Source organism: Albidovulum litorale, from assembly GCF_025751495.1.
Taxonomy (GTDB): Bacteria; Pseudomonadota; Alphaproteobacteria; order Rhodobacterales; family Rhodobacteraceae; genus Albidovulum; species Albidovulum litorale.
Map to the genome: position 1 here is coordinate 213,392 of NZ_JAOWKZ010000005.1, position 12,383 is coordinate 225,774.

Here is a 12,383-nt window from a genome sequence, read left to right on the forward strand (position 1 = left end):
GTTACCAGATGGCATTCAAACCGCTTCATGACCGCGTGCTGGTCAAGCGCGTGGAGAGCGACGAGAAGACCAAGGGCGGTCTGATCATCCCCGACAGCGCGAAAGAAAAACCGGCCGAGGGCGAAGTTGTCGCCGTTGGCGAAGGCGCGCGCAAGGATTCGGGCGAACTGATCGCACCGTCGGTGAAGGCCGGCGACCGCATCCTTTTCGGCAAGTGGTCGGGCACGGAAGTGACCATCGACGGCGCCGAAATGCTGATCATGAAGGAAAGCGACATCCTCGGCGTCATCGCCTGAGATCGTCCCTGACCTCAACTTCCATTCAGACAACCAGGAGCAAGCAAAATGGCTGCTAAGGACGTCAAGTTCAACACCGATGCCCGCGACCGTATGCTCAAAGGCGTCAACATCCTCGCCGACGCGGTGAAGGTGACGCTGGGCCCGAAAGGCCGCAACGTCGTGATCGACAAATCCTTCGGTGCGCCCCGCATCACCAAGGACGGCGTGACCGTCGCCAAGGAAATCGAGCTTTCCGACAAGTTCGAGAATATGGGCGCCCAGATGGTGAAGGAAGTCGCTTCCCGCACCAATGACGAAGCCGGTGACGGCACCACCACCGCCACGGTTCTGGCCCAGGCCATCGTCAAGGAAGGCATGAAATCGGTTGCCGCAGGTATGAACCCGATGGATCTCAAGCGCGGTATCGACCTGGCCACCGCCAAGGTCGTCGAGGCGATCAAGGCTGCGGCCCGTCCGGTTTCGGACTCGGCTGAAGTCGCGCAGGTCGGCACCATCTCGGCCAACGGCGAAGCCGAAATCGGCCGCCAGATCGCCGACGCGATGCAGAAGGTCGGCAACGAGGGTGTCATCACCGTCGAAGAGAACAAGGGCCTTGAGACCGACACCGAAGTCGTCGAAGGCATGCAGTTCGACCGCGGCTACCTCTCGCCCTATTTCGTGACCAACCCGGACAAGATGATTGCAGACCTCGAAGACTGCATGATCCTTCTCCACGAAAAGAAGCTGTCCTCGCTCCAGCCGATGGTTCCGCTTCTGGAATCGGTCATCCAGTCGCAGAAGCCGCTGCTGATCATCGCCGAAGACGTCGAAGGAGAGGCTCTGGCAACGCTCGTCGTCAACAAGCTGCGCGGTGGCCTGAAGATCGCTGCCGTCAAGGCGCCGGGCTTCGGCGACCGCCGCAAGGCCATGCTGCAGGACATCGCGATCCTGACCGGCGGTCAGGTGATTTCGGAAGACCTCGGCATGAAGCTTGAAAATGTCGGCATCGACATGCTCGGCACCGCCAAGAAGGTCTCGATCTCGAAGGACAACACCACCATCGTCGATGGCGCTGGTGAAAAGGCCGAGATCGAAGCGCGCGTCGCCCAGATCCGCACTCAGATCGAGGAAACCACCTCTGACTACGACCGCGAAAAGCTGCAGGAACGTGTTGCCAAGCTCGCCGGTGGCGTCGCTGTCATCCGCGTCGGCGGCATGACCGAGGTCGAAGTGAAAGAGCGCAAGGACCGCGTCGATGACGCGCTGAACGCGACCCGTGCCGCGGTTCAGGAAGGCGTGATCGTCGGTGGCGGCGTGGCGCTCGTTCAGGCGGCGAAATCGCTCGACGGCCTCAAGGGTGCCAACTCCGACCAGGAAGCCGGTATCGCGATCATCCGCCGCGCGCTCGAAGCGCCGCTGCGTCAGATCGCCGAGAATGCCGGTGTGGACGGCGCGGTTGTCGCGGGCAAGATCCGCGAGTCGAAGGACAAGAACTTCGGCTTCAACGCCCAGACCGAAGAATATGGCGACATGTTCAAGTTCGGCGTGATCGACCCGGCCAAGGTGACCCGGACCGCGCTTGAGGATGCCTCCTCGATCGCCGGCCTCCTGATCACCACCGAAGCCATGGTCGCCGACAAGCCGGAGCCGAAAGGCGCTGGTGGCGGCATGCCCGACATGGGCGGCATGGGCGGCATGGGCGGCATGATGTAATCATCGCCCCAAGGCGAGTACACGGAAAGGGCCGCGCGAGCGGCCCTTTCTTTTTGGGCACGGGCCGTAAGCAGCTACAGCAGCCAAGCAGGCCCGGTCGGGCATAGGTCGATTCGTTCATTCCCAAGGTGAATCCACACCGATAGCGCGAATGCACCAAGAAACGCGCCAACGCCCAAGGCTTGCCGAATGGCCGGGTTGCGCAGCAGAACTTCCGCCCATGGCAGAAGCGCCCAACACGCATAGCGCGAGCCATGTCCGCACTGCGACTTTTCACACGATTTCCGCTAGACTTGGGCGGCTTGCGGCGCCCGCCCGTGGGACGCCGCTGAACTCACCGAAATGGTCAAGCGCCGTATCAAGGGGGGTAAGCCAAATGACCAAGACATCACTGAAAAACCGCGCCGGAGACAGGATTGCTCAGGACAAGATCGACGCCTTTGCCGGGCAGGTGCGCGGCGCTCTGGTTCAGCCCGGCGACGATACCTACGACAAGGACCGGAAAATCTGGAACGCGCTGATTGATCGCCACCCGGGCGCGATCTTGCGCTGTGTCGGAGCGGCCGACGTCATTGCCGCCGTGAATTTCGCGCGTGAGAACGACATCCTCGTTTCCGTCAGGGGCGGGGGGCATAATGTCGGTGGTCGTGCGCTGTGCGACGATGGTCTGGTGATTGACCTATCAGGCATGCGGGGCGTTCATGTCGATCCAGAAAGCAGGCGGGTGCGCGTTCAGGGGGGTGCGACGCTCGGGGATGTTGACCGCGAAACACATCTCCACGGGCTCGCAGTGCCGCTTGGCATCGTCTCGCAGACCGGTGTCGGCGGGCTGACCACCGGGGGCGGTTTCGGCTGGCTCGCGCGCAAGTACGGAACCGCAGGCGATAACGTGGTCGAGGCTGACGTTGTCACCGCCGATGGTGCGTTTCACCGCGTGAGCGCGGCGAAAGACCCGGATCTCTTCTGGGCCATTCGGGGCGGCGGCGGAAACTTCGGCGTGGTGACGTCCTTCCTATATCAGGCCCATCCCGTGTCGATGATCTATGGCGGCCTGATCGCCTATCCACGCGACGACGCGGCCCGAGTCCTGCGCGGTTATCGCGACTTCCTTAAGACGGCACCCGAGGAACTGACCATTTACGCCGCGCTTCTTTGGGGGCCCGATGGCACACCGCTGACGGCGATGGTACCCGGCTGGATCGGAAAGAACCCGGAAGATGGCGAGCGCGCGGTCAAGCCCTTGACGGAACTTGGCGGAATGCTCCTTGCCGACCTGCACGTCATGCCCTTCCCGGCGCTTCAGTCCATGCTCGATGCGGCCTACGTGCCGGGGTCCCGCAACTACTGGAAATCGGCCTATCTGAATGACCTCACCGACGACGCGATCGACACCATCGTGAAGCAGTCCAAAGGTATGACAGTGCCGGGGTCGGCCATGCTGATCGAGCGTTTCGGCGGCGAGGTGAAGCGCAAACCGGCGGACGCCACGGCCTTTGCGCAACGCGGGTCCGATTACCTGCTTGCGATCCTGCCGATGTGGCCTGACGCCGAACAGGACGCTGAGCAGATTGCCTGGGCGCGCAAGGCTGCCGATGCGATGGCGCCTTACGCTTCGGGTGGTGCCTATCTGAACTATATCCCCGAAGGCGACGAGGATGTGGTGCAGAACTCGTTCGGCGCCAACCTGCCGCGATTGCGCGAACTGAAGAAGAAATACGATCCGGCAAACTTCTTCCGCCTCAATCCCAATATCGCTCCCGCGGCATAGCAAGGAAGATAAGGCTGGCGCCGGGCGGCCCGGGCGCTTAGCCATAGGCCATGCGCCTCTTCCTGCTGACCGCCCTGACGATGATTGCCTTCGCGGCGAATTCGGTCCTGAACCGGATGGCGGTGGGGCCGGGCCTGATCGACCCGATCTGGTTCGCCGTCATCCGGCTCCTGGCTGGGGCGGTGATGCTTGCGGTGTTGATCGTGGCGCGTCGGGTTGCCGGCGGCCGGGCGCTCTGGCCGGAGCGGAGCGGTCGTGTAGCCGGGGCCTTGTCGCTTCTCCTTTATCTCTTCGGCTTCTCGCTGGCCTATGGCGCGCTCGATGCCGGGACCGGGGCGCTGATCCTTTTCGGGATGGTGCAGGTGACGATGTTCGTCGGCGCGCTGGTCGCACGGGAAAGAGTTCCGCTGCGGCGTTGGATCGGTGCCGGGCTGGCTTTTCTCGGCCTGCTTTATCTTCTCGCCCCCGGATCGGGTGCCAATGCCAGCCTAGTACATTCGGGGCTGATGGCGGCTGCGGGGATAGGCTGGGGGCTCTATTCGCTCTCGGCGCGTGGATCAAACGATCCGCTGGGCGCGACGGCGTGGAATTTTCTTCTCGCGGTGCCGGTGGCCCTTGCCCTGATGCCGGTCCTGGCTGTCGGCACCGCCGCGACCAGCTTCAATGGTATCGTCCTGGCGATCATCTCCGGCGCGATTACGTCAGGGCTCGGTTATGCGCTCTGGTATCGCGTACTGCCCTTACTTGGTGCCACGCGCGGGGCGGTGGCGCAACTGACCGTGCCCGTGATCGCGCTACTGGGCGGCATCGTTTTTCTGGATGAGGTTCTGACCCTGCGTTTCGCGATCTCAGCGATGATGGTGCTGGGTGGGGTCGCCATTGCAGCGCGTAAGGCATAGCGCAGTTTCGACGAATGCAGCCGACCAGACATGGCGCTGTCACACGTTGCGATAACGCAGCCTATGCCACGATCACTTCCAGCGGATCGTATTCTGCAGGACCAACCGGACCAAAGGCGATGCGCGGCAGGCTGTCGGGTTTCAACCGGATCGAGGCTATTTCGGCGGGGGCGAAGAAGCGGCGGGTATGGACGACGCGCGACGGATCGGACCAGCCCGGGTCGATCTGACCGCTGATCACATTGCACCGGAAAAAGAGGTCAACCTGGTGGAAGCCGGTGCGCGGATCGTGGAATTCATTGACCAGCGCAAGAGGGCCGACAGCAACCGTCAGTCCGCATTCCTCATGAACCTCGCGGACCAGATTCTCGGGCAGCGAACTGCCCGGTTCCACCCCGCCGCCCGGTGCGCACCACAGGTCGGAGCGCCGCCCGGCATAGGCGTTGACGAGCAGAAGTCGGCCCTCATGCAGAATGATGGCGCGGGTGGCGAGGCGGGGCGAACGAGGTTTCATCCGGCGGAGAGTGACGCCACGTCGGCTTTGGGGCAAGGCCTCTCGCATCAGGCGCGGCGATTTCCTATGTCTGGGGCATGTGGAGATACCTCATTCTCGCCTGTCTGACCCTCGTCCCGCATGTCGCGCGGGCCGATTGCGTGGTTCTGTTGCATGGGCTTGCCCGCAGCGATACCTCGCTTGCGGTGATGGAGGGTGCGTTGGGCCGGGCCGGATATCGGGTGATCAATGTCGATTACCCCTCGACCGAGGCGCCGATCGAAACACTTGTAGAGGCTTATGTCGGCCCGGCGGTGGCGGAATGCGGCTCTGGGCGGATTCATTTTGTGACCCATTCGATGGGCGGCATTCTGGTCCGGGCCTGGCTGGCGGACCACCGGCCCGGCGATATGGGACGCGTGGTAATGATGGCGCCGCCCAATCACGGGTCCGAACTGGTTGACACGTTCGGTGATCTCGGCCCCTTCCAATGGATCAACGGGCCGGCGGGGCTGGAACTGGGCACCGGGCCTGCAAGCGTACCCAATGCGCTTCCGGCGGTTCAGTTCGACCTGGGAGTGATTGCCGGGAACACTTCGCTGAACCCGATCTATTCGGCGCTGATCGCGGGGGAGGATGATGGCAAGGTCAGCGTCGACAGCACGCGCATCGGCGGCATGAACGACCATATTGTCCTGCCGGTCACACATACGTTCATGATGAACAATCCGATGGTGATCGCCGAGGTTCTGGAATTTCTGGCGAACGGCCGATTCGATCACGACCTGACCTATCTGGAAGCGGCGGAACGGCTGATCGAATAGAGCGTTTCGGGCTCAGCCAGCGATCCGGTTCACATGGCCCATCTTGCGGCCCGGTCGCGCCTCGGCCTTGCCGTAGAGATGGATTGCGGCGTTCCGCTCCTGCGCGATGTCTGGGATGCGGTCGATGTCGTTCCCAATCAGGTTTTCCATAACGACGTCCGAATGCCGCGACCCGTCGCCGAGCGGCCAGCCTGCGATCGCCCGGATGTGTTGTTCGAACTGATCGACAGCGCAGCCGTTCTGCGTCCAGTGCCCGGAATTGTGCACACGGGGCGCGATCTCGTTCACGATCAGGCCCTTCGGGGTGACGAAAAGCTCAACCCCCATCACGCCGACATAGTTGAGCGCGTTGAGGATTTTCGCGGAGAGCAGCACCGCATCGGTGCGCTGGGCCTCAGTTAGGCGGGCAGGCACCGTGGTTGTCCTGAGGATGCCGCCCTCATGCACGTTCTCGCCCGGATCGAAGGCCGCGACCTCACCCGACAAGTTGCGGGCAGCGATGACCGAAACTTCATGCGAGAACGCGACGAAGCCTTCGAGGATCGCAGAGGCACCCTGCATGTCTGCCAGGGCCGTATCGGCATCGGCGACCGATTTCAGCCGCGCTTGCCCTTTGCCGTCATAGCCGAGCCGCCGTGTCTTCAGGATTGCGGGCGCACCGATTTCGTCGAGCGCCTCGGCAAGATCGGTGGCGTCATCGACGGCGGCATAGGGCGCGGTGGCCAGACCGAGGTCGCGCAGGAAGCTCTTTTCGATCAGCCGGTCCTGACTGACCGACAGCGCACGGCGGTTCGGGTGGATCGGGCAGACCGCCTCGATCGCGTCGAGCGCCGTGGTCGGGATATTCTCGAACTCGTAGGTGACAATGGCGACCGACTTGGCGAAAGCTTCAAGCGCAGTGAGGTCTTCATAAGGCGCGGTCGTCACCGCATGGGCCACATCGGCCGCGGGCGGGTTGGCCATCGGCTCGTAGATATGGGTCTTGTAGCCAAGCCGCGCGGCCGCGACCGACAACATGCGGCCCAGCTGACCGCCGCCAAGAATGCCGATGACGGAACCGGCGGGAAGCGTCTTAGTCATCTTTGGGCTCGTCCGGGATGGAGGCGGAAAGGGCGTCGCGCCACGCGTCAAGGCGCTGCGCAAGGCCGGGATCGTTCAGCGCGAGGATGCCCGCAGCCATGAGCCCGGCATTCGCCGCGCCCGACGCTCCGATGGCCATGGTGGCCACCGGATAGCCTTTTGGCATCTGGACGATGGAATAAAGACTATCGACGCCCGAAAGCGCCTTGGTCTGAACCGGCACGCCGATCACCGGCACGCGGGTCTTCGACGCCATCATGCCGGGAAGATGCGCGGCCCCGCCTGCGCCTGCGATGATCACCTGCAGCCCACGCTCGACGGCTGATTTGCCGTAGGCCCAGAGCCGGTCGGGCGTACGGTGGGCCGAGACGATCTTCGTCTCGTAGGTGACACCGAGTTCATCAAGAACCGATGCTGCCTCCTTCATCGTGGGCCAGTCGGACTGCGACCCCATGATGATGCCGACCTTCACACTCATGCCACGTCCCTCACCCCGGAATGGAGCGCGCAATATAACGGCGGGTGAAGGCGGGGCAAGGCCGTGCGCCGCGCTATCCAAAAAAACCCGGCGATGTTGCGGACGGCAAAAGCATTTATGCCCGTCGCGCAGCTCATTGCAGCGCTGAGATCCTTGTCAGTCGGATGTGGCGGCCAGTGCCGGCGGCCTGATTTCCCGCAAAAGTTTTTCCGCCATCGCTTGCTGGTAGTCCTCGAAATCCTGCGTCGCCATCGCGAAGGCCCCGGGGCCGTAAATGACGTCACTTCTGAAATATCGCCAGAGCAGGGGCCGCTTCTTGCCGCCGACCACGAGCGCGTTCACGGTGACCGGGCCGGGAGGGGCGGTCGACAGGAACTCGCGCGGTGTCATGCCGTCATTGCTGTAACCGTCGCTGGAGATGTCGATGACGGAGCGGGCGCAGCCGGGACCATCGGCGAGCAGTTCATACGCGAATTCGAGCGCGGAACCGGTTCCGGTATGCTTTCCGCGCCCCCCCCGGTCGTGCAGCTCGAGTGTCGCGGCGAAGGTGTCGATATCTTTGCGCTCCCTAAGGACCGACCACTCGGCGACCATCGCCTGATGGCTCTGTCCGCTCCATTCGAACGCGGTGATCACAACGCGGTTCCGGTCCTCGAGAATGGCCGATTGAACGGCAGGATGCCGCAACGCGTTGGCCGTACCTTCGAATTCGAGGGTAAATTCCGTGGTATCCATACTTTTCGAGACGTCGAGTGCAATAACCAGCGCTAGATCGCAGCCGTCGTCGAACCCGCTGGCAAGGCCCGGGCCCGCAAGCAGGACCACGACACTGAGGGCAAGGCTTGGACGTTGGAAGTTCATGGCTTTCCCCCCTTCCACGACGAAGGAAAAGACGTGCCACAATCCTTGCACGGTACACGCATCAGGTAATCGCGACATCGTCTCTGTTCGCGGATACCGGGCAGTATACCATGATTAAGCAAAATTGCGGATGCCAGGCAGCGCGGATGCCACCGCGCCCTGCATCTCGACACAGTGTCAGCGGGTCACGCGATGATGTCGGGCGTCAGGATATCTTCGATCCGCGCGATCTGGTCCTTGAGCGCGAGCTTCTGTTTTTTGAGCCGTTTCAACGTAAGCTGGTCAGCGCGGCCAGAGGTCTCCATCACATGGATCGCCTCATCGAGGTCACGGTGTTCGCGGCGGAGAACCTCGAGCTTGACGCGCAGAACCTCCGTATTGTCCATCTCCATCCGGGCGTTCATCAGGTCCCTGTTGTTATGAGTCGTGGTGCTGCACGCCGCGAAGATAGCAATTCCCCGTGATGGCGGGAAGCTTTTCACGCCTGACCGCCTTGCCGCTGCCCGATTCCATATCCATATTCCTTCCAAGGGTTGCCGCTGGCCGGGGCCCTCATGATGTGTCGCTTAATCCAAGGACATGCCCGAGATGACGAAACTGACCTTTGCCGCGCACCCCTTCCTTCTGGGCTTCGACGAATTGGAGCGTCTGGTGGAGCGGACTGCCAAATCCGGCAATGACGGCTATCCTCCGTTCAATATCGAGCAATCCTCGGAAAACGGGTTCCGCATCACGCTGGCCGTGGCCGGGTTCCGCGAGGCCGATATCGCGATCACCGTCGAGGACCGGCAACTGATGATCCGCGGCCGTCAGGCCGATGAGGTGGATGAGGGGCGTGTGTTCCTTCATCGCGGCATTGCCGCCCGCGCCTTCCAGCGCAGTTTCGTGCTGGCCGATGGCGTGGAAGTGGCCGGTGCGGTGCTGGAAAACGGACTTCTGCATGTCGATCTGACCCGGGCTGTGCCGGAAAAGATCGTCCAGACGATCCGGATCACGAAAGGGTAAGGAGAACGGGCATGGATACTAAATATGATTTCGGGCCGGAGGCAGGTGAACGCATCGTCTATGTGCGCGAGGTGACAGTAGCTGACCTGCCGGAGGACATTCGTGCGCAGGCTGCGGGGCTGGAAACGCTCTATGCCGTCCACGACGCGGATGGCGAGCGGCTGGCGCTCGTCAAGGACCGCAAGATGGCCTTCATCCTGGCAAGGCAGAATGACATGGCCCCTGTCAGCGTTCACTAGGCATCCGCAACCGGGGTTGCATTTATCTGCGACGGAAAATCTTCCCTGATCCGTGAAGTAAGGGCTGCCGCACTGGCGGTGGATTCGGAATGGATGAGGGCAAGATGAGCAAGGTTACAGGCTACAGCCGAACACAGATCGCACTTCACTGGGGCGTTCTGGCATTGATGATCGTCAGCTATGTCAGCGAGGACGCAATGAGCGCGGCCTGGCGCGCGTTCAATCGCGGGCAGGAGGTAACGCCGGGCGCACACACCGTACATGTCATCGCCGGGGGTCTGATTCTGGTTCTGGCGGTCATGCGGCTTCTCACCAGATGGCGCCGTGGCGCACCGGCGGCACCGGAGGCCGGTTATCCGCTGATGAAGCCCGCCGCTGCGGTGACGCATTGGGCGCTCTATGCGTTGATGCTTGTGATACCCCTGACGGGCATTGCCGCATGGTTCGGCGGCATCCGCGATGCGGGTGAGGTGCACGAGGTGCTTTTCAACGTGCTCCTCTTGCTCGTGGGGCTGCATGTTGTGGGTGCGCTTTACCACCAGTTCGTGCTGAAGGACGGCCTGATGGAGCGAATGCGCAAGCCGCTCTGACGTCCTTCGCCAGATCCCCAAACGAAAGGGCCCCGGATTTCCGGGGCCCTTTTTTGATTTCTGGAAGATCGAGGATCAGGCCCGGATCAGCCCCATGCTTTCCAGCTTCAGGATCACCTGATGCGCGCAGTTGTCGACATCTACATTCTCGGTTTCGACCTTAAGCTCAGGATTCTTCGGTTCCTCGTAAGGGTCCGAGATGCCGGTGAACTCCTTGATCTTGCCTTCGCGCGCGAGCTTGTAGAGCCCCTTGCGGTCGCGCCGTTCGCATTCCTCAAGGCTCGTCGCGACATGAACCTCGACGAACGCGCCGTAGGCCTCGATCATCTCGCGCACCGCGCGGCGGGTGGCCGTGTAGGGCGCGATCGGGGCGCAGATGGCGATGCCGCCGTTCTTGGTGATCTCGGACGCGACATAGCCGATGCGCTTGATGTTGATGTCGCGGTGTTCCTTGCTGAAGCCCAGTTCTGACGACAGGTGTTTGCGCACCACATCGCCATCGAGAAGCGTTGTCGGGCGGCCGCCCATCTCCATCAATTTGACCATCAGCGCGTTGGCGATGGTCGACTTGCCCGAGCCCGAAAGCCCGGTGAAGAAGACGGTGAAGCCCTGCTTGGCGCGGGGCGGCGAGGTGCGGCGCAGTTCCTGTACAACCTCGGGGAAGGAGAACCATTCGGGGATCTCCAGCCCCTCGCGCAGACGACGCCGCAGTTCGGTTCCCGAGATGTCCAGAACGGTCGAACCTTCCGGAACTTCGTCGACGGGGAAATACTGCGCCTTTTCCTGCACATAGACCATTTGTTTGAAATCGACCATTTCGATGCCGATCTCTTCCTGATGCTGGCGCACCAGTTCCTGCGCGGCATAGGGATCGTAGAAATCCTTGCCTTCGGAGTTCTTGCCCGGCCCCGCATGGTCGCGGCCGATGATCATATGTGTCAGGCCGTGGTTCTTGCGGATGATCGCGTGCCAAAGCGCCTCGCGCGGGCCGCCCATGCGCATGGCGAGGTTCAGAAGCGAGAGATGCGTGGTCGAGGTCGGATACTGGTCCAGCACCGCTTCATAGCAGCGCACGCGGGTGAAGTGATCCACGTCGCCCGGCTTCGTCATGCCGACGACGGGATGGATCAGAAGGTTCGCCTGCGCTTCCTTGGCGGCGCGGAAGGTCAGTTCCTGGTGCGCGCGGTGCAGGGGGTTACGGGTCTGGAACGCGACGATCTTGCGCCAGCCGAGTTTGCGGAAATGGGCGCGAAGCTCGTTCGGCGTGTCGCGACGGGCTTTGAAATCGTAGTGCACGGGCTGCTGGATGCCGGTCACCGGGCCGCCGAGATAGACCTTGCCGGCGGTGTTGTGCAGGTAGTTGACCGCAGGATGGGCGATGTCGTCAGCGCCAAAGACCTTTTCGGCCTCGACGCTCTTGTTCGGCACCCATTTGTCGGTGACCGACAGAATGGCGAGGATGACGCCCTCCGCATCGCGTAGCGCGATGTCCTGACCCGGCTCCACCTTGGCCGCGAAGTCCTCGGAGACGTCGAGCGTGACCGGCATCGGCCAGAGCGAACCGTCGGACAGGCGCATATTGTTCAGAACGCCGTCATAGTCGGCTTCGGTCATGAAGCCCTTGAGCGGGTAGAAGCCGCCGTTCATCAGCAGTTCCAGATCGCAGACCTGGCGCTGGGTGAGGTCCCACGAGGGCAGGGCGCCCGCTTCGTGCTTCAGCTTCTGGGCGCTGTCGTAGGAGACATAAAGCTCCGGGATCGGGGCAAGATTGGATTGCATCAAAGGGGTCCTTTTCTTGAGATGGAGAAGGCCGCTCTCCGTGCCGGTCAGTTCGGCATGAAGCGCGTCATATTCGGCGAGTTTGCGGGCGAGGAACCGGTCGGTCAGGCGGGCCTTGGTCGCGGCGCCCTTCGTTGTCAGTTCATAGGTGAAGCGCTGGCGGCGGTCGGGGCCGTTGCGGTCGGCGACACGGATATATCCGGCCTCGGTCGCGGCGCGCAGATGGGTGTTGAGCGTGCCGAGGCTGACGCCAAGCGCATCCGCCGTCGCGCGCTGCGACGCGTCGGGCCGCTGGTCAAGCTGACGCAGCAGGCGGAAGAGCTGATCGTCTTCCGAAGGGGATGTGGCCGTCTGTGGCACCGGGGGCGACTCAATT

The 12,383-nt window shown here is 62.6% G+C and carries 14 protein-coding genes; 8 read left to right on the forward strand and 6 right to left on the reverse strand.

Annotation, left to right across the window (positions count from 1 at the left end):
- Window positions 1-8: 8 nt before the first annotated feature.
- The 4 genes from groES to OEZ71_RS18920 all read left to right on the forward strand — a co-directional run bounded on the left by groES (window position 9) and on the right by OEZ71_RS18920 (window position 4,658).
- Complete coding sequence (groES, locus tag OEZ71_RS18905; protein ID WP_263741642.1) at window positions 9-296, forward strand: co-chaperone GroES; 288 nt, start codon at window positions 9-11, stop codon at window positions 294-296.
- Between the two features lie 48 nt (window positions 297-344).
- Window positions 345-1,991 carry a chaperonin GroEL gene (groL, locus tag OEZ71_RS18910; RefSeq protein WP_263741643.1) on the forward strand — a complete coding sequence of 549 codons (1,647 nt, stop codon included), beginning with the start codon at window positions 345-347 and terminating at the stop codon, window positions 1,989-1,991.
- A gap of 376 nt (window positions 1,992-2,367) precedes the next feature.
- Window positions 2,368-3,759: an FAD-binding oxidoreductase gene (locus OEZ71_RS18915; protein ID WP_263741644.1), complete on the forward strand. Its 1,392-nt coding sequence runs from the start codon at window positions 2,368-2,370 to the stop codon at window positions 3,757-3,759.
- A gap of 50 nt (window positions 3,760-3,809) precedes the next feature.
- The gene (locus OEZ71_RS18920; RefSeq protein ID WP_263741645.1) at window positions 3,810-4,658 is read left to right on the forward strand and encodes a DMT family transporter; all 849 of its coding nucleotides are present in this window, start codon (window positions 3,810-3,812) and stop codon (window positions 4,656-4,658) included.
- Window positions 4,659-4,719: 61 nt separating this feature from the next.
- On the opposite strand, the gene OEZ71_RS18925 is transcribed toward OEZ71_RS18920, so the two are convergent.
- The gene (locus OEZ71_RS18925; protein WP_263741646.1) at window positions 4,720-5,172 is read right to left on the reverse strand and encodes an NUDIX domain-containing protein; all 453 of its coding nucleotides are present in this window, start codon (window positions 5,170-5,172) and stop codon (window positions 4,720-4,722) included.
- 77 nt (window positions 5,173-5,249) lie between these two features.
- On the opposite strand from OEZ71_RS18925, the gene OEZ71_RS18930 reads away from it, so the two are divergent.
- Window positions 5,250-5,975, forward strand: a complete 726-nt coding sequence (locus tag OEZ71_RS18930) for an alpha/beta fold hydrolase (RefSeq protein WP_263741647.1) — start codon at window positions 5,250-5,252, stop codon at window positions 5,973-5,975.
- 12 nt (window positions 5,976-5,987) lie between these two features.
- Here OEZ71_RS18930 and OEZ71_RS18935 read toward each other — a convergent pair whose 3' ends face one another.
- From OEZ71_RS18935 to OEZ71_RS18950, 4 genes are all read right to left on the reverse strand, one after another.
- On the reverse strand, window positions 5,988-7,055 hold the full coding sequence (locus OEZ71_RS18935) for a 5-(carboxyamino)imidazole ribonucleotide synthase (protein WP_263741648.1): 1,068 nt from the start codon (window positions 7,053-7,055) through the stop codon (window positions 5,988-5,990).
- Window positions 7,048-7,533: a 5-(carboxyamino)imidazole ribonucleotide mutase gene (gene purE / locus OEZ71_RS18940; protein ID WP_263741649.1), complete on the reverse strand. Its 486-nt coding sequence runs from the start codon at window positions 7,531-7,533 to the stop codon at window positions 7,048-7,050. The genes OEZ71_RS18935 and purE overlap by 8 nt, the downstream gene beginning before the upstream one ends.
- A 156-nt stretch (window positions 7,534-7,689) precedes the next feature.
- On the reverse strand, window positions 7,690-8,472 hold the full coding sequence (locus OEZ71_RS18945; protein ID WP_263741650.1) for a DUF1194 domain-containing protein: 783 nt from the start codon (window positions 8,470-8,472) through the stop codon (window positions 7,690-7,692).
- 107 nt (window positions 8,473-8,579) lie between these two features.
- Window positions 8,580-8,798 carry a YdcH family protein gene (locus OEZ71_RS18950; protein WP_263741651.1) on the reverse strand — a complete coding sequence of 73 codons (219 nt, stop codon included), beginning with the start codon at window positions 8,796-8,798 and terminating at the stop codon, window positions 8,580-8,582.
- A gap of 184 nt (window positions 8,799-8,982) precedes the next feature.
- Here OEZ71_RS18950 and OEZ71_RS18955 point away from each other — a divergent pair, with 184 nt between their 5' ends.
- The 3 genes from OEZ71_RS18955 (at window position 8,983) to OEZ71_RS18965 (ending at window position 10,228) form a co-directional block, all read left to right on the forward strand.
- Window positions 8,983-9,399: an Hsp20 family protein gene (locus OEZ71_RS18955; protein WP_263741652.1), complete on the forward strand. Its 417-nt coding sequence runs from the start codon at window positions 8,983-8,985 to the stop codon at window positions 9,397-9,399.
- A gap of 11 nt (window positions 9,400-9,410) precedes the next feature.
- Complete coding sequence (locus OEZ71_RS18960) at window positions 9,411-9,638, forward strand: DUF1150 domain-containing protein (RefSeq protein WP_263741653.1); 228 nt, start codon at window positions 9,411-9,413, stop codon at window positions 9,636-9,638.
- A gap of 104 nt (window positions 9,639-9,742) precedes the next feature.
- Window positions 9,743-10,228 carry a cytochrome b gene (locus OEZ71_RS18965; protein ID WP_263741654.1) on the forward strand — a complete coding sequence of 162 codons (486 nt, stop codon included), beginning with the start codon at window positions 9,743-9,745 and terminating at the stop codon, window positions 10,226-10,228.
- A 75-nt stretch (window positions 10,229-10,303) separates the two neighbouring features.
- Here the strand turns inward: OEZ71_RS18965 and OEZ71_RS18970 are convergent, their stop codons facing one another.
- Window positions 10,304-12,367, reverse strand: coding sequence for a bifunctional sulfate adenylyltransferase/adenylylsulfate kinase (locus tag OEZ71_RS18970; protein ID WP_263741655.1), 2,064 nt, complete (start codon window positions 12,365-12,367; stop codon window positions 10,304-10,306).
- Window positions 12,368-12,383: the final 16 nt, after the last annotated feature.